Genomic DNA, 16,199 nt, shown 5'->3' on the forward strand with positions numbered 1-16,199 from the left:
GCTCGATGGCTGCGCTCAGTAAGTGCAGGGTTTGAAAATCGCCACGACCTGGCGCAAAGACAAGCTCTCGCGCCACATTCGCTCTAGCATCGACAGTTTGAACTCAGCGCTGAGCAAACGGGCCCGGACGCTTGAACTGACACTTGCCCATATCGACATCAGCGGTTCAGTTCAATCGGTGAAGTCAGCGGCAGCTGACGCACCGGCCTTCCGAGGCCACACACCGACCAGCTACATCCCCCCGGCCCTTACAGCCTTCGAACAGCTCTGCTAAGGTGCCCGGCCCATACCTACACCCTCCGGAGGCCTTTTTGTCCACCCTCGAGAAACTCACCGCCGACCTCTTCGAAGTGGACAAGCGCCTGTCCCTCAAGCCTGTGGTCGATTTCAACGCCTACCTGCGCGAGGCCTTCGGTGAGGGGGCCTGCTCTTGCGTCCGGTGCGGCCAGGCCGGTGGAGACGAAACAGGCTACAGCCACCGGCACACCTTCGTTTTCCCGGACGGCCAAGGCCACCGGCGCTTCGCCAATACCAGTGCCAGCGATGTATTGCTGGTGCTGAAGAAAGCCTGGCTGTCCTACACCAAGCAAGAGCTGCCGCTGAGCGGCGCGCTGGACCTGGCGGCGGTGCAAGGTTTCGTCGAATCCGAGTTGCACCCGCGCCTGCTTCCCTTGTTGACCGCCAGTGGCCTGGTGCGCGAGCACGAGGGTGCCTGGTTGCTACAAAAGCCGGTCGAGGCCTGAAGCCTGCCAGCCGTCAGGACAGCTCCAGCCCCAGGGCCTTGAGACGTCGATACAGGGTCCGCTCGCTCATGCCCAGATGCGCGGCCAGGGCCTTGCGCGAGCCGCTGAAACTGGCGACGGCCCTGGCCAGCGCATCGCGTTCGCCCTGTGGCGAAGGGACGGGGCCCGTACCTTCCGGCAGGTCGCGGCGGCGGATTACCCCATCACTGGCCAGCAGCCGGGCCCGTTCGAGCAGGTTGCGCAGCTCACGAATATTGCCCGGGTAGGCATGGCCGCGCAGCCAGGCCATGGCGTCGGGGTCCACTCGCCAGGCGGCGCCGTCGCCGCTGCGGCGCAACAGGCTGTCGATCAGCAGGGGCAAGTCCTCGACTCGCTCGCGCAAGGCGGGCAAGCGAAGGGTGAAGGCGTTGATGCGATAGTAAAGGTCCTGGCGGAAGCTGCCGGCGGCGACCATCTGTTCCAGCGGCTTGTGGGTGGCGGCCACCAGGCGGAAATCCGCATGCAGGGTGCGCAGGCTGCCCACCGGGCGAAAGCTGCCTGACTCGATCAGGCGCAACAGCTTGGCTTGGGTGGCCAGCGGCACTTCGCCGATTTCGTCCAGGAACAAGGTACCGCCATGAGCCGCTTCGGCCAGCCCGGTCTTGCGCGTCGCGGCGCCGGTGAAGGCCCCTTTCTCATGGCCGAACAGTTCGCTTTCGAAGAGGGTTTCGCTCAGTCCGGTACAGTCCACTACCACCAGCGGCCCGTTGGCCCTGGGGCTGGAGGCATGCAGGGCGCGGGCGAACAGCTCCTTGCCGGTGCCGGATTCTCCCAGCAACAGCACGGGGATCTGTGAGGGCGCGGCGCGCTCCAGGTCCGCCAGGGCCCGCTGGAACGCAGGCGCCCTGCCCACCAGGCCATGCTCGCTTGGTTGCGCGGCGGCCACCGCCAAGGAACGCAGCCGCTCCACATAGCCGATCACAACGCCTTGCGGCGACAGCAGCGGGCGCAGCTCCACATCTACATGCTCCGGGCCACGTGGCGTGTGATGAACATGAAGCACCCGTTCCGGCAGGCCGCTTTCCCGAGCCTTGCGCATGGGGCAATGCTCCCCGGCCCGGTCACAGGGCACGCTGTAGCCATGGGAAACCTGATGGCAGCGCTGGCCCAAGGGCGCGCTGCCCTGCACACCGAACTGGCGTCGATAGGCCGGGTTGGCGGCCACTATGCGGTAGTCCAGGTCCAGCACAATGGCGGGCAAAGGGTCGTGCTCCAGGTAGGCACTCAGTGCTAAGGGGTCGAAGGTCATTGCGGCGGTGTCTGGATGAGCGAGCGCTCATACTGCCAACAACTGCCACTGACTGCCAGCGTTCTGCCAAGCTGCTGGCAGTCCTTGTCACAGCCCTGCTCCTTTACCCTGGCGGCTCGGGGCTATCGCCCACTACCGAGGGTGGCACGCTTCTTGACACCCCGCTGTATCACCGGCTTCGCCGACAGGGCCTTTATGGATTTCATTGAAACAGAGAGCTACCGGCTGGAAGCGTTCTTCGACCCGGCTACCTCTACCCTCAGTTATCTCTTGCTGGACCGGACCACTCAGGCCTGCGCCGTGGTGGACCCGGTGCTGGACTACCATCCGGCGACTGGCCATACCGACACTACCAGCGCTGATCGCCTGGTCGCGCGGGTGCAGGAGCTGGGCGGCCGACTGGCCTGGATCCTGGAAACCCATGTCCATGCCGATCACTTGACCGCTGCCAGCTACCTCCAGCAGGCGCTTGGCGGAAGCATCGGCATTGGTGACCGGATAGGCCAGGTACAAGCGACCTTCGAACGCTGGTTTCCCTCTGCCGATGGTCATGGCCTGGAGGGTCGCCCCTTCGATCGGCTGTTCGCGGACGAGGATCGCTTTCAGGTGGGCCGGCTCAACCTAAGAGTACTGCACACGCCGGGGCATACCCCGGCCTGTGTCAGCTACGTGCTGGACGGCTCGGATGCGCCCCTGGCGTTCGTAGGAGACACCTTGTTCAGTCCGGACTATGGCACCGCGCGCTGCGATTTCCCTGGTGCGAGCGCGGCCTGCCTGTACCACTCGATCCAGCGCTTGCTGAGCCTGCCCGGGCACACCCAGCTGTTGCTTTGCCACGACTACCGGCCTAACGGGCGCGCCCTGGTGTGGCGCAGTAGCGTCGCCGAACAGCGTGCCCACAATCTGCACCTGCAAGCCTGCCCCAACGAAGCCAGCTTCGTGGCCCTGCGCCAGCAACGCGATGCAACGCTCGGCATGCCAGCGCTGATGCTCCCGGCCGTACAGGTCAACGTACGAGCCGGCCGCTTGCCCGCGCCGCAAGCCAATGGCGTGCGTTATCTGAGCATTCCCCTGAACCTTCTCAAGGACGCCCCATGAGCGAACCCAACCTCAGCCACGACGTGGTCATCGTCGGCGCTGGCGCCGCCGGCCTGGCAACCGCCGCCAGCCTGCTCAAGCGCATCCCCGACCTGGACCTGCTGCTGGTAGACCCGGCCAAAGAGCACTTCTATCAGCCCGGCTGGACCCTGGTAGGCGCGGGCGTCTTCGATCAGGCCAGTACCCGGCGAAAAACCGCGACCCTGATCCCCCGGGGCGCCAAATGGCTGCCCGCCGCGGTCACCGGCTTCGAGCCCGAGCACAACCGGCTTCAAATAGCCGGCCATGGCCAAGTGAGTTACCGGCAATTGATCCTTTGCCCCGGCCTGAAGCTGGACTGGGCCGCCATCGACGGCCTGCCCTCCACCCTGGGCCAAAACGGTGTGACCTCCAACTACCGCTACGACCTTGCGCCCTATACCTGGGAACTGACCCGGGCCCTCAAGCAGGGCCGCGCGCTGTTCACTCAGCCCGGCATGCCGATCAAGTGCGCGGGGGCGCCCCAGAAAGCCCTTTATCTGGCCTGCGACCACTGGCGGCGTAAAAATCGCCTCGGCGCGGTGAAAGCGGAATTTCTCACTGCCAACCCGAGTTTGTTCGGTGTCCCCGCCTATGTTCCGGCGCTGCGCCGCTACATTGACCGCTACGGGGTGGACCTGTGCCTGCGCCATCGGCTGGTGGCGGTGGACGGCCCGAGCCGGCAGGCCCTTTTCGAGGTCACCGACGAAGAGGGCCGAACCCTTCAGCAAGAGCGCCGCTTCGACATGCTCCACGTGGTACCGCCGCAATGCGCCCCGGACGTCCTACGACAAAGTCCACTGGCCGACACGGCGGGCTGGCTCGACGTTGACCCGCACAGCCTGCGCCACCGCCGCTACGCCAATATCCACGGCCTGGGTGATGCGATTGGCACCAGCAACGCCAAGACGGTCGCAGCGGCACGCAAGCAGGCGCCTGTAGTAGCGCACAACGTGGCGGCAGCGTTGGGCGAGGCCCAGGGGCCGGCCAGCTACGATGGCTATGGCGCCTGCCCGCTCACCGTTGAGCGTGGGCGTATCGTGCTGGCCGAGTTCGGCTACGGCGGCACCCTGGCGCCCTCGTTCCCTCAATGGTTGATCAAGGGCACGGAGCCCAGCCGGCTGGCCTGGTGGCTCAAGGCCAAAGGGCTACCCTGGCTGTACTGGCATGGCATGCTCAAGGGCCATGAATGGCTGGCCCGGCCTACCACGGCGGATCCAGCGTGAGTCCTGTACCCTTGGCGGGGGCCCTCGGCGGCCTGGCGGGGCTTGTCCTGGGCCTGACCGGCGCCGGGGGCGGCGTGCTTGCCCTGCCCTTGCTGGTATTCGGATTGGGCCTGGGCATCGCGTCAGCAGCCCCTATCGCATTGCTGGCCGTGGGCCTGGCTGCTGGCCTGGGCGCCCTCATAGGTCTGCGGCAGGGCATGGTCCGCTACCGTGCGGCAGGGCTGATCGCCGCCTGTGGGGTGGCCATTGCACCTGTCGGCTTGTGGCTGGGCCACCGCCTGCCCGCCTTGCCCTTGGCGCTCTGTTTCTGCGTGGTCCAGGCCTGGGTGAGCCTGCGGCTGTGGCGCGGCGCCGGCAACGAAGCGCGCGTCCGGGCGCCCTGCCCTTGCCATCTGGACCCGAATTCCGGCCGCTTGCACTGGACCCTACCCTGCGCCCGCGCACTGGCGATCACCGGTGGGCTGGCGGGGCTATTGTCCGGCCTGCTCGGGGTCGGCGGCGGCTTTGTCATCGTTCCGGCCCTGCGTCGTTTCACTGACCTAGAGATGGACAGCATCGTAGCCACCTCCCTGGCGGTGATCGCGCTGGTCGCCTTGGCCACGGGCACGGGCAGTGTGGCCAGTGGTCACGTACCGGTCGACATTGCCCTGCCCTTCGCTTCGGGAGCGGTAGCTGGGCTGGTGCTCGGACGCTGGTTGGCGCCGCGTCTGGGCGGGCCCCTGCTGCAGAAACTGTTTGCCGTGATCGGGATGCTGGCAGCCCTGGCATTACTGGCACGATGCCACTTTTTCGCCTGATTTTTGCCGTATATCGGAGCAAACTGTACCGTTAGTAAATTCGATGGAATTTTGCGCGCCCTTGAAGGCTCCGTTAAGTCGGTAATGATCAAGGGGACTGATTGCACATGCCTACGCCAACGCTATTCGTCATCGACTATCGCCTCCATGGCGCGCCCAAGAGTTTCGTGATTCGCCTCGACCGTATGGACAACGCCGAAGCGTGGCATTGGGCGAGTTGCGATGCTGGCGTGGGGCATATCCCACGTCATCGTCACGACAAGATCAAGCGCACGTCCAAGCCCATGGCGGAAAAGTTCGGTATCACCGAGGTCCGCTGGCGTGCTGCCGGCATGCAGCCACCAGAACAGGCGCCTGTGGTCGATCGCGCCACCGGCTGAGCCCTGCCGCTACAGCTGTGCTTGAATGAAAAGCCTCGGTCTCTTTGGCCGGGGCTTTTTCATAACAACAAGGACCGCAGCCATGACCCAGCCCTTTGTGTTCCAGAACGTAAAAACCCTTGAGGTTGCGCAGGGCGGGGCGCAGCGCCTGGGTGAGCGGGCCCGGCGTGAGGGCCTGACACGGGTGCTGCTGGTTTCGGACCGGGGCGTCCATGGCCTGGGCCTGCTGGCACCTGCCTTGGCAAGCCTGGAGGCCTGCGGCGTGATGGTGGAGCTTTTTCTGGAGGTAGAGGCCGACCCCAGCGCCGCCACGGTGGAAGCCGCCGCCAGCCTGGCTCGCCAAGCCAGCGTGCAGGGCGTGATCGGCATCGGTGGCGGCAGCCCCATGGATGTCGCCAAGCTCACCGCCTTGCTGGCCGGCGGTTCCCAGCCGCTGAGCCAGCTGTATGGGGTGAATCAGGCCAGCGGCCCTCGCTTGCCGCTGATATTGCTGCCCACCACCGCGGGCACCGGCTCGGAAGTGACCCCGGTGGCCATCGTCACCACTGGCGAGGGAGAGAAAAAGGGCGTGGTATCTCCCTGGTTGCTGCCCGACAGCGCCGTGCTCGACGCCACCCTTACCCTGGGGCTGCCCACCAAGGGCACGGCGGCTACAGGTATCGATGCCATGGTCCACGCCATCGAGGCCTATACCGGCGCTCGCTTGAAAAACCCCATGTCCGACTGCCTGGCCCGGGAAGCCCTGCGCCTGCTCAGCCACCATATTGAAACCGCTTGCGCCAACGGCAGCGACCTGCAGGCGCGGGAAGCGATGCTGTTCGGCGCCACCCTGGCGGGCATGGCCTTCGCCAATTCACCGGTGGCGGCCATACATGCCCTGGCCTATCCGGTGGGCGCTCGCTTCCACGTGCCCCATGGGCTCTCCAATTCACTGGTACTCCCGGCCGTGCTGAGCTTCAACGCCAGCCATTGCGCGGACCGCTACGCAGAGCTGGCCACGCTCTTGCCTGGGGGCGTAGCTGGCGCCGACGGCTTGATCCGCTGGCTCAGCGAGCTGCCCGGCCGCCTGGGCCTGCCTACTCGCCTGGGCGAGGTGGGCATCGGCGAGAGGGACCTGCCGCAACTGGCAGAAGACGCCATGAAGCAGACCCGCCTGCTGGTGAACAATCCTCGGCCGTTGGCGTTCGACGATGCGCTGGCGCTGTATCGGCAGGTTCTGTGAGTTCTCAACCGAAAGAGTACTTGGTAGGACCCAGCGCCAGCTGGGGAATAGCCGCTGAGAAGTGTTGGCCATTCGGCAGCTTCGCTGCCTCCCACAGTGTGAACTGAGCCCCAATCGTGGAGCTGCTCGGATGTTTGTCATTCGGCAGTTTCACTGCCTCCTTCAGCGCCGAGAGCGTCTGCCTCAGAACGCAAAGCCATGGCCCATCTCGGTTTCCATCCACTGAAGGAAACGACGCACCCTTGGAAAGCTCGAATGGGCCCTTGGAAACACCAGGTGGTGAGCCGCCACCGGGGCGGTAAAAGCTTCAGGCATTACCTCCACCAAGGCTCCGCAGGCAACGTATTTCTGCGCCAGCAACATGCTTTCCAAGGCGAAGCCTAGTCCGTGGCTGGCGGCTTCCAGGGTCATGTAGGAGCGGTCGAAACTCAGTGCATAGGGCTTTTCGGGCCGCGCCAGTCCGTGCTGGGCAAACCATTCAGGCCATCGCAACAGCGTGGCTTCCGATAGGATCAGGTCACTGCCTAGCAGGTCCAGGGCGGTAGCCACCGGGCGTCGGGCGAGCAGCCTGGGCGATGCGAGCACCGCGAAGGTTTCATGGCGCAGCGTGCGTACTTCATAGCTGGGCCAGTTGGGCGCGCCGTGGCGGATGTCGACGTCGATCTGGTCTCGGCTGAAATGGAGGGATTCATAAGAACACGAGAGGCTGATCTGGATGTCCGGATGGGCCAGGCGAAACGCCTCCAGCCGAGGCATCAGCCACAGCAGGCCGAAGCTGGGCGCCGAGTGCAGCCGCAGGCAGTCCAGGCTCAGGTCGCTGGCGGCCCGCTCGGTGGCTACGGTCAGGCTGTGCAAGACACCGCTCACATCACGTAAATACTGCTCCCCTACCGGCGTCAGCGACACGCCCCGCGCGGCGCGCACGAACAAGGGGCGGCCGACCAGGGCTTCGAGCTTGGCCAATTGATGGCTGACCGCCGAGGGCGTCAGCCCCAGCACCTCCGCGGCCCGGGCCAGGTTGCCGAAACGGGCGGCCTGCTCGAATGCCTGGATGGCCTTGAGTGGGGGTAGCTCTGGGGTGGGCTGGTCCTGGGTCGGCATAAAGAGCTTCCTGGGTGCTAGGGGTGCGGCTATTGAATCACTCGCTCAGCGCCAAGGCATGAATTTTTTTCAGCACTCAATGAAGGTTGCGGCATGGCTCATCAGGCGGATGGAGCTCACCCTGAGTCAACGTTTCATGGCTCGACCCACAACAATAATCAGAGGATGCCCCCATGCCTGTCGAAGGTTTACTGCAAGACAAAGTCGCAATCATCACTGGCGCCGCATCCGAGCGTGGCATCGGTCGCGCTACCGCCCTGACCTTTGCCCAGCACGGCGCCAAAGTGGTCATCATCGACCTCGACGAAGCCGCCGCTCGTGATGCCGCCGCTACCCTCGGTGAAGGCCACCTGGGCCTGGCCGCCAACGTCGCGGACGAAGCCGGTGTACACCAGGCCGTCGCTCGGGTCCTGGAGCACTTCGGCCGGGTGGACGTACTGGTCAATAACGCCGGTATCACACAACCCATCAAGACGCTGGACATCCGCCCGTCCGACTACGACAAGGTGCTGGACGTCAGCCTGCGTGGCACCCTGCTGATGTCCCAGGCGGTACTCCCCAGCATGCGGGCGCAGAAGGCCGGCAGCATCGTCTGCATGTCATCGGTGTCGGCCCAGCGCGGCGGCGGTATCTTCGGCGGCCCTCACTACAGCGCGGCCAAGGCCGGGGTACTGGGCCTGGGCAAGGCGATGGCGCGGGAGTTCGGCGCGGACAACGTGCGGGTCAACTCCATCGCGCCCGGCCTGATCCAGACCGACATCACCGGCGGCCTGATGCAGGATGACCGCCGCCACGCCATTATCGAAGGCATTCCGCTGGGCCGCCTGGGGGCCGCCCAGGACGTGGCCAACGCCGCCCTCTTCCTGGCCAGCGACCTGTCCGCCTACCTCACTGGCGTGACCCTGGACGTGAACGGAGGAATGCTGATCCACTGATCCGCTAGGCCGGCTTCGCCCGGCATGGCGCAAAGCGTCCTGGGCCGGTCGCCCAGGTCAATAACAACAAGAGACCCGACCATCATGTTGACAACCATGCCCCTCACGGCAGCGTCGGCCGTGCGTTCCAACGCTTACCGCAAGACCGCCTGGCGGCTGATGCCGTTCCTCATGCTGTGCTACCTCTGCGCCTACCTTGACCGGGTCAACGTCGGCTTCGCCAAGCTGCAGATGATGAACGATCTGGCCCTGAGCGAGACCGTCTACGGACTTGGCGCCGGGGTGTTCTTCCTGGGCTACTTCCTCTGCGAGGTCCCCAGCAACCTGATCTTGCATCGGGTTGGCGCGCGGCGCTGGATTGCCCGCATCATGATTTCCTGGGGCATCATCTCGGCCATGTTCGCCTTCGTCGAAACCGCCTGGCAGTTCTATGCCCTGCGCTTTCTCCTGGGCGTCGCTGAAGCCGGCCTGGCCCCCGGGCTGTTGCTGTACCTGACCTACTGGTTCCCTTCCTATCGCCGTGCCCGCATGACAGTGCTCTGGTTCATCGCCATTCCACTGTCCGGGATGATCGGCGGGCCGCTGTCCGGCTTGATCATGGCCAATTTCCAAGGCTTCCATGGCTGGGCCGGGTGGCAATGGATGTTCGTGATCGAGGCCATTCCAACCGTGGTCGTCGGGCTGGCGGTACTGGCCTATCTCAAGGACGGCGTGCACCAGGCCAGTTGGCTGACCGAGGATGAAAAAGCCCTGGTCAGCAGCGAACTGGCCGAAGACAACAGCCGCAAGGTCACGCATGCCTCAGTGGGGGCCTTTATCCGCGACAAGCGGCTCTGGTTGCTGGCAGCCATCTACTTCTGCGTGGTGATGGGCCAGTACGCGGTGACCTTCTGGCTGCCGACGCTGATCCGCAACGCCGGGGTGGCCGACCCTTCGCGCATAGGTGTGATCACGACCCTGCCGTACGTTTGCGCCATCGTTGCCATGTTGTTGATGGGGCGCAGCGGCGACAAGCATCAGGAGCGCCGCTGGCATCTGGTGCTACCGATGATCGCCGGCGCGGTCGGCCTGGCGCTGGCCGCCTGGCTAGGGAACAACCTGGTGCTGTCCGTGCTTAGCCTGTGCCTGGCGGCCGCCGGTGTGTTGTCCGCTTCATCACTGTTCTGGATGCTGCCTACCACCTTGCTGGGCGGCGTTTCCGCCGCGGCGGGCATCGCGGGCATCAACAGCTTCGCCAACCTGGCCGGCTTCTGCTCGCCCTATCTGATTGGCTGGGTGACCACCGCGACGGGCTCCAGCGCCATTGGCATGTACCTGATCACAGGCGTGCTTTGCGTGGGTGCCACGCTGGTCCTGCGCATTCCCGCCGCTTCGGTCAACCGCTGAGTATTGGAGTTACCACCATGACCGCTACCCTTGTACAAACACCAGGCCTGAGCTTGGTCGAGCGCGCCCATAACATCCGCCGTCACGCCCTGCGCATGGGCCAGGTCCAGGGCCAGGGCTATGTCGGCCAGGCCCTGGGCGCCGCCGACCTGCTGGCGGTGGCCTACTTCCATGCGATGGATTACCGCCCGGAAGACCCGGAATGGGAAGGCCGTGACCGCTTTTACCTGTCCATCGGGCATTACGCCATAGCCCTGTACGCAGCTCTGATCGAGGCCCAGGTGATCCCCCTGGACGAGCTGGAAACCTACGGCTCCGATGATAGTCGCTTGCCCATGTCAGGCATGGCAGCCTACACCCCTGGCATGGAAATCACTGGCGGCTCCCTGGGCCATGGCCTGGGCATTGCCGTCGGGGCTTGCCTGGGGCTCAAGCGCAAGGGCTCGGACTCATTCGTCTACAACCTGCTGTCCGACGGCGAACTCAACGAAGGCTCCACCTGGGAAGCGGCCATGTCGGCCTCTCATTGGAAGCTGGACAACCTCATCGCCATCATCGACGTGAACAACCAGCAAGCCGACGGCTATTCCAGCGAGGTACTGGCCTTCGAGCCCATCGTGGACCGCTGGCAGGCCTTCGGCTGGTTCACCCAGCGAGTGGATGGCAACGACCTGAACGCCCTGGTGGCCGCGTTCGACGCCGCCCGCCAACACCCTGGCGCCCAGCCCCGGGTCATTATCTGCGACACCCGCATGGGAAAGGGCGTGCCCTTCCTTGAATCGCGGGAAAAAACCCATTTCATCCGGGTTGATGAGCACGAGTGGGACCTGGCCCTGAACCACCTGGAAGAAGGTAAACACGCATGAACACCGTGAACGAACGCAGCACCTCCCAGGCTGCCGCCCCGAAGAAAAAGCTCACTACCTCGGCCATGATCGCTTCCATCGCCGCCGAGGGGCAGGCTACCCGGCCAGCGCCCTTCGGCCACGCCCTGGCGGCCCTGGCCCAGGAGCACCCTGAAATCGTTGGCCTAAGCGCCGACCTCTCCAAGTACACCGACCTGCATATCTTCGCCAAGGCGCACCCGGATCGCTTCTACCAGATGGGCATGGCCGAGCAGCTGCTGATGAGCGCGGCGGCGGGCATGGCCCGCGAGGGGTTCTTGCCCTTCGCCACCACCTATGCGGTATTCGCCTCCCGACGGGCCTATGACTTCATCTGCATGGCGATCGCCGAGGAAAACCTCAACGTCAAGATCGTCTGCGGCCTGCCCGGCCTGACCACGGGCTACGGACCAAGCCATCAGGCCACCGATGACCTGGCGATCTTCCGGGCCATGCCCAACCTCATGATCGTCGACCCCTGCGATGCCTTGGAAATTGAACAGGCCGTGCCGGCCATTGCCGCGCATCAAGGCCCGGTTTATATGCGTCTGCTGCGAGGCAACGTACCGCTGGTGCTGGACGAGTACGGCTACCGATTCGAACTGGGCAAGGCCAAGACGCTGCGTACCGGCAGGGACGTGTTGGTCATCTCGACCGGCCTGATGACCATGCGCGCCCTGGAAAGCGCCAAGGCCTTGCAGGCCGATGGCGTAGACGTGGCCGTGCTACATGTGCCTACGATCAAGCCGCTGGACGAGCAGGCCATCCTGGCCGAGGCCCGCAAGCCCGGGCGGCTCGTGGTTACCGCCGAGAACCACTCCATTGTCGGCGGTCTCGGTGAAGCCGTAGCGGGATTGCTGTTGCGTAACGGCGTAACGCCCACCTTCCGCCAGATCGCCTTGCCCGATGCCTTCCTGGACGCTGGCGCCCTCCCCACCTTGCACGACCGCTACGGGATTTCCACCATCGCGGTGAGCGCGCAGATCAAGGCATGGCTGTAGCCTCCAAGGCTTGCGGGCGCGGCAGCGCCCGCCCCACAGGAATGACCCAGGCATGAACCCCGCTGATCTGCTGCACCCGGACTACCGCTTTTTCCAGAATGAAACGCACAGCCACTGGAGCATGGCCAACCTGCCGGCCATCCGTGCTCGGGTCCACGCCGAGTTCAAACCGGCGGCCCAGTCCCGGGCCGAGCAGCGCTGGATCACTACGGGCTCTGAATCGCTGCGGCTGTGCCTGTATTGGCCGATGTGCGAGCCTGGCGAGCAAGGGCTGGCCGCCGTGCTTTACCTTCATGGAGGCGGTTTCGTGCTGGGCTGTCCGGAAATGCAGGACGATTACCTGGCTGATCTGGCCACGGACCTGGGCGTGCTGATCGTGGCTGTAGATTATCGCCTGGCCCCGGAACACCCTTTTCCCATCCCTTTGGAAGACTGCCATGCCGGCCTGGCTTGGCTATTCGACCACAGCGCTGAGCTTGGCGTGGACCCGACCAGGGTAGCCCTCATGGGCCACAGCGCCGGCGGGGGCCTGGCCGCGGGCCTGGCGCTCCTGGTCCGCGACCGAGGCATTCATGCTCTTTGCGGCTGCGTACTGGTGTACCCCATGCTTGACCACCGCACCGGCCAGCCCGACACCGCCGTCAACTCCAGCACCGGCACGTTCAGCTGGGACGCACCAGCCAATCAGTTCTGTTGGGCCTGCTACCGGGGCGAGCACCCCCTGGCTGACCTTCACAGAGGCTGGTACTCACCCGCATTGGCTCAGCGCCTGGACGGGTTACCCGCCACCTTCATCTGCGTCGGTGCCTTGGACCTGTTTCTGGAAGAAGATTTGGCCTACGGCGTGAAGCTATCCCGGGCCGGCATACCCGTCGAACTGCATGTGTATCCCGGAGTGCCGCACATGTTCGATCAATACCCCGGGACCTTGAGCGACCAGTGCCACAACGATGTGAGCCGGGCACTGCAGCGCATGCTGACAGTGCCCATCGTTCGCCCATGACGGGGCAGCCGCCGCCAGGCGGGCTGCTCCGGATCAATACCGCCAGATCACATCCACGAAGGCCCGGTGCATGTAGCTGTCCACCCGGCTGCCGTAGGCATCGCCGGGCTTGAAGACGCCGCCGCGCAGGCGGACCAGCGCCGAGGGCTCATCCAATGATTGGCTCAGGCCTGCTGGCAACAGCCCCTGCTTGAAGTAACGGGTCACCACCAGGTCCATTTCCTGCCCCAGGTCCTTCTCGCCGTCGCGCAGTGGCAGGCTGCTGGAAGACAAGAGCGCGCCGGTGGCGTCATCGTAGTCGTTATCGTAGGCCGTTACCCCGCGACTGGTGATCGCCTTGTCCCCGTCGACGCGCCAGAAGCGGTGATACACCAGGCTGGCGTCGTAGTCTTCACGCAGGTTCCAGGAGCCGAACAGCGTGGCGCTCTGGATATTGCTGAAGTCACCCCGGAAGGCTTCGCCAAAACGATGTACCCGGGACGTGGTGCCGGTAAAGGTCGAGCGGTTGCTCTGCAGGCCGTTCTGCTCGTAGTCACCACTGGCGCGGGCGTAGGCCGCGCCGACCTGCCAGGAAGGGTCCAGGCGCAGGCGCAGGCCAAGGTCAGTGGCCCAGCCACTGAGGTGATCGCTGCTGCTGCGCTCGCTCGGCAGGTTGCCGGTGCTGTCCAGGCTATTGACCTTCTCGCGGGTGCCCTTCAGGCCCGTGACGCTGGCCCAATAGTTCAGGGTATTGGTGTTGCCGCGGGTACGGTAGGCATCGCTGCTGGCCTCGAGGCCGAACCAGGTCAGGTCGCCGTTCTCGGTCTTGTCCAGCGGGTCGCTGGCACGGCCCACCGCCGCGTAATCCAGGTTGCCGTTGTCGCGGCTGTGATGGGCACGCACGCCGATCCACTGTCCCGGTCGCCACTGCCAGGCGGCGTCACCGAACAGGTGCAGGCGGTCCTTGTCGGTCGGGGCCAGTTCGCTCAGGTCGGTGCGGTAGTCGCTGAAACGCTGAGCAGTGCCCAGGTTGGCCTTGAGCAGGGTGGTGTCGAAGGTCCAGGCAAGGGCCTCGATATTAGTATCACGCCACTGGCCGTCATCGTTGCGCAGGCGCTGACGACCGAATTTCAGCAACTCTCCCGGATACGCGGTAAGCCCACGGTAGCCGACCCAGAACTCGCGCAAGGCGAGATAGCTCTTGTCCGCCTGACGGTCGTTGCCGCGGCTGGAGGTGGATTCGCTGGTGTTCTGCTGCAGGGTATCGGTTTCCACGATATCCGTGGCCGTCACCGCCTGGGCCTGGACATAGCCGCTCCAGGCACCACGCTGGAAGGCAGCCCAAGGACGAAGGTCCAGGCCAAAGCCATTGACATCGCCATGGGCGGCGGTGCCCAGGTCACGGTCGCCCTCGCTCTGGGCGGTGGCTTTGATCTCCAGGCCGAACCGGGTGCCGTCTGGCTGCGCCGCCAAGGCGGGAAGCGCACAGACCAAAGAACATCCAAGGCCGACCCCGGCCGTGACCCACTGCTTCATTTGCGTTCCTTATCAGGCTTGTGATTATGCGGCGCGCGAGCGCGGCGGCGATGATAGCCTTCCGCCAGCGAGCGGCATAGCCTGTGTAACATTTTTGCAAGGTTTATTGTCCGATGGGATACCTGCAATCTTCGCCATGTTCGTGGCTCTGATAGACACCCCTCGACTGAGTCTTCCCTCATGAGCAAGCCTGCCTCTATTCCCTCCACAGTCTGGGCCTGGCCGCTGGCCCGGTTTCGCGACGCCCTGGCCGGCCAGGAAGCAGTCCCAAGTTGTGGCGCCACGGCCGCGGTGGGGGCCAGCCTGGCACTGGCCCTGATCACCATGGCCCTCGCCAAGAGCCTGGAGCGGCAGCCCAGTGAGGCGCTGGCTCGACTGCTGGAACAGGCCCGTAGCCTGCAGCCCACGCTCGACGCCCACGCCGATCGAGATATGCGCGCCTTCGGCCGCTTCATCGACGACCTGCCCCACACCACGCCGGAGGATGCGCTGCGCCAGGCCGATGTCCGGCGCATGACCGAAGGCGCCTGCCACGCCGCCGCCGACACCCTGCGTGCCCTGGAGCTGGCCAGGACAGCGCTACCGCTGGCGGCCAAGGGCTTGCGCTGCGACCTCCTGGCCGGGGGCCTGATGCTGCACGCGAACCTGCGCGCCCTGCTGCTGAACGTGACCGAGGACCTTCCCCTGCTCGCCGACCCCGCCGCCGCGGCAGCCTTCGAAGCCGCTGCCCGGAATCTTGGCCGGCAGGCCGAGCAGGCCCTGGCCGACCTGATGCAAGGGCCACAGGCCGCCTCCGGCTGAACGTCTGGCGCCGGACAGCCTCAGAATCAGGAGCGAAACGCGGTCATGCCGCTTCATTTACCTGGAGGTTTGTTGATGAAGAAAATCCTGATGGTGCTCACGTCCCATGACCAACTGGGCGACACCGGCAAGAAGACGGGGTTCTGGCTCGAAGAGTTCGCCGCGCCCTATTACCGCTTCGTGGACGCGGGCGCCACTGTGACCCTGGCCTCGCCCAAGGGCGGCCAGCCGCCTCTGGACCCTAAAAGCGATGAGCCCGACGCGCAGACAGAGGCCACCCGCCGCTTCGGCCAGGACAGCGCAGCCCAACAGGCCCTGGCCAATACCCTGCCTCTTGGCGAAATCGACCCCTATGATTTCGATGGCGTGTTCTACCCGGGCGGCCACGGCCCGCTCTGGGACCTGGCCGAAGACAAGGACTCGCAAACCTTGATCGCCTCCTTCTACGCATCCAACAAGCCGGTGGCCGCTGTCTGCCACGCGCCCGGCGTGTTCAAGGGGGTAAAGAACCCGGAAGGCCAGTCGGTGGTCCAGGGCAAGCGCGTCACCGGCTTCAGCAACAGCGAGGAAGCGGCAGTAGGCTTGACCGAGGTGGTCCCCTTCCTGGTGGAGGATATGCTCAAGAACAATGGTGGGGACTATTCCAAGGGCGCGGACTGGGGTAGCTACGTGGTGGAAGACGGCCACCTGATCACCGGGCAGAACCCGGCCTCGTCCGAAGCCACCGCTGACGCCTTGCTGCGGCGCCTGAGCCAGGAGGCCAAGCCTTCCGAGTGATTCGGAAGCTGGCGGCAGCTAGCC

16 protein-coding genes are annotated in these 16,199 nt (G+C 65.1%); 13 read left to right on the forward strand and 3 right to left on the reverse strand.

What is annotated here, in order from left to right; all coding sequences use genetic code 11:
- Positions 1–311: 311 nt before the first annotated feature.
- Positions 312–743, forward strand: a complete 432-nt coding sequence (locus ACP691_RS09080; RefSeq protein ID WP_426199545.1) for a hypothetical protein — start codon at positions 312–314, stop codon at positions 741–743.
- Positions 744–756: 13 nt separating this feature from the next.
- On the opposite strand, the gene ACP691_RS09085 is transcribed toward ACP691_RS09080, so the two are convergent.
- Entirely contained in the window at positions 757–2,031 is a 1,275-nt protein-coding gene (locus ACP691_RS09085; protein ID WP_426199547.1) for a sigma-54 interaction domain-containing protein, read from the reverse strand.
- Between the two features lie 195 nt (positions 2,032–2,226).
- Between ACP691_RS09085 and ACP691_RS09090 the strand changes: the two genes are divergently transcribed.
- From ACP691_RS09090 to ACP691_RS09110, 5 genes are all read left to right on the forward strand, one after another.
- The gene (locus tag ACP691_RS09090) at positions 2,227–3,129 is read left to right on the forward strand and encodes an MBL fold metallo-hydrolase (RefSeq protein ID WP_426199548.1); all 903 of its coding nucleotides are present in this window, start codon (positions 2,227–2,229) and stop codon (positions 3,127–3,129) included.
- On the forward strand, positions 3,126–4,373 hold the full coding sequence (locus ACP691_RS09095; RefSeq protein ID WP_426199550.1) for an NAD(P)/FAD-dependent oxidoreductase: 1,248 nt from the start codon (positions 3,126–3,128) through the stop codon (positions 4,371–4,373). The genes ACP691_RS09090 and ACP691_RS09095 overlap by 4 nt, the downstream gene beginning before the upstream one ends.
- The gene (locus ACP691_RS09100) at positions 4,370–5,170 is read left to right on the forward strand and encodes a sulfite exporter TauE/SafE family protein (protein ID WP_426199551.1); all 801 of its coding nucleotides are present in this window, start codon (positions 4,370–4,372) and stop codon (positions 5,168–5,170) included. The genes ACP691_RS09095 and ACP691_RS09100 overlap by 4 nt, the downstream gene beginning before the upstream one ends.
- A gap of 107 nt (positions 5,171–5,277) precedes the next feature.
- On the forward strand, positions 5,278–5,550 hold the full coding sequence (locus ACP691_RS09105; RefSeq protein ID WP_040263444.1) for a DUF6555 family protein: 273 nt from the start codon (positions 5,278–5,280) through the stop codon (positions 5,548–5,550).
- 82 nt (positions 5,551–5,632) lie between these two features.
- Positions 5,633–6,772 carry an iron-containing alcohol dehydrogenase gene (locus ACP691_RS09110; RefSeq protein ID WP_426199553.1) on the forward strand — a complete coding sequence of 380 codons (1,140 nt, stop codon included), beginning with the start codon at positions 5,633–5,635 and terminating at the stop codon, positions 6,770–6,772.
- A 183-nt stretch (positions 6,773–6,955) separates the two neighbouring features.
- On the opposite strand, the gene ACP691_RS09115 is transcribed toward ACP691_RS09110, so the two are convergent.
- A complete protein-coding gene (locus tag ACP691_RS09115) occupies positions 6,956–7,873 on the reverse strand; it encodes a LysR substrate-binding domain-containing protein (protein WP_426199555.1) in 918 nt (305 codons plus the stop codon).
- Between the two features lie 173 nt (positions 7,874–8,046).
- Between ACP691_RS09115 and ACP691_RS09120 the strand changes: the two genes are divergently transcribed.
- The 5 genes from ACP691_RS09120 to ACP691_RS09140 all read left to right on the forward strand — a co-directional run bounded on the left by ACP691_RS09120 (position 8,047) and on the right by ACP691_RS09140 (position 13,082).
- Positions 8,047–8,808, forward strand: a complete 762-nt coding sequence (locus ACP691_RS09120; protein WP_426199556.1) for an SDR family NAD(P)-dependent oxidoreductase — start codon at positions 8,047–8,049, stop codon at positions 8,806–8,808.
- Positions 8,809–8,892: 84 nt separating this feature from the next.
- Positions 8,893–10,194, forward strand: coding sequence for an MFS transporter (locus ACP691_RS09125; protein WP_426199558.1), 1,302 nt, complete (start codon positions 8,893–8,895; stop codon positions 10,192–10,194).
- Between the two features lie 17 nt (positions 10,195–10,211).
- Positions 10,212–11,060, forward strand: a complete 849-nt coding sequence (locus tag ACP691_RS09130) for a transketolase (RefSeq protein ID WP_426199560.1) — start codon at positions 10,212–10,214, stop codon at positions 11,058–11,060.
- On the forward strand, positions 11,057–12,079 hold the full coding sequence (locus ACP691_RS09135) for a transketolase family protein (protein WP_426199562.1): 1,023 nt from the start codon (positions 11,057–11,059) through the stop codon (positions 12,077–12,079). Before ACP691_RS09130 ends, ACP691_RS09135 begins: the two co-directional genes overlap by 4 nt.
- A gap of 52 nt (positions 12,080–12,131) precedes the next feature.
- Positions 12,132–13,082 carry an alpha/beta hydrolase gene (locus tag ACP691_RS09140; protein WP_426199563.1) on the forward strand — a complete coding sequence of 317 codons (951 nt, stop codon included), beginning with the start codon at positions 12,132–12,134 and terminating at the stop codon, positions 13,080–13,082.
- A gap of 33 nt (positions 13,083–13,115) precedes the next feature.
- On the opposite strand, the gene ACP691_RS09145 is transcribed toward ACP691_RS09140, so the two are convergent.
- Positions 13,116–14,597, reverse strand: coding sequence for an alginate export family protein (locus tag ACP691_RS09145; protein WP_426199565.1), 1,482 nt, complete (start codon positions 14,595–14,597; stop codon positions 13,116–13,118).
- 180 nt (positions 14,598–14,777) lie between these two features.
- Between ACP691_RS09145 and ACP691_RS09150 the strand changes: the two genes are divergently transcribed.
- Both ACP691_RS09150 and ACP691_RS09155 read left to right on the forward strand, forming a co-directional pair.
- Positions 14,778–15,398 carry a cyclodeaminase/cyclohydrolase family protein gene (locus ACP691_RS09150; RefSeq protein ID WP_426199566.1) on the forward strand — a complete coding sequence of 207 codons (621 nt, stop codon included), beginning with the start codon at positions 14,778–14,780 and terminating at the stop codon, positions 15,396–15,398.
- A 75-nt stretch (positions 15,399–15,473) separates the two neighbouring features.
- Positions 15,474–16,175, forward strand: coding sequence for a type 1 glutamine amidotransferase domain-containing protein (locus ACP691_RS09155; protein WP_426199567.1), 702 nt, complete (start codon positions 15,474–15,476; stop codon positions 16,173–16,175).
- The last annotated feature ends 24 nt before the right edge of the window (positions 16,176–16,199 follow it).

The sequence above is a fragment of the Pseudomonas sp. DC3200b2 genome (assembly GCF_049895785.1).
Classification (GTDB): Bacteria; Pseudomonadota; Gammaproteobacteria; order Pseudomonadales; family Pseudomonadaceae; genus Aquipseudomonas; species Aquipseudomonas massiliensis.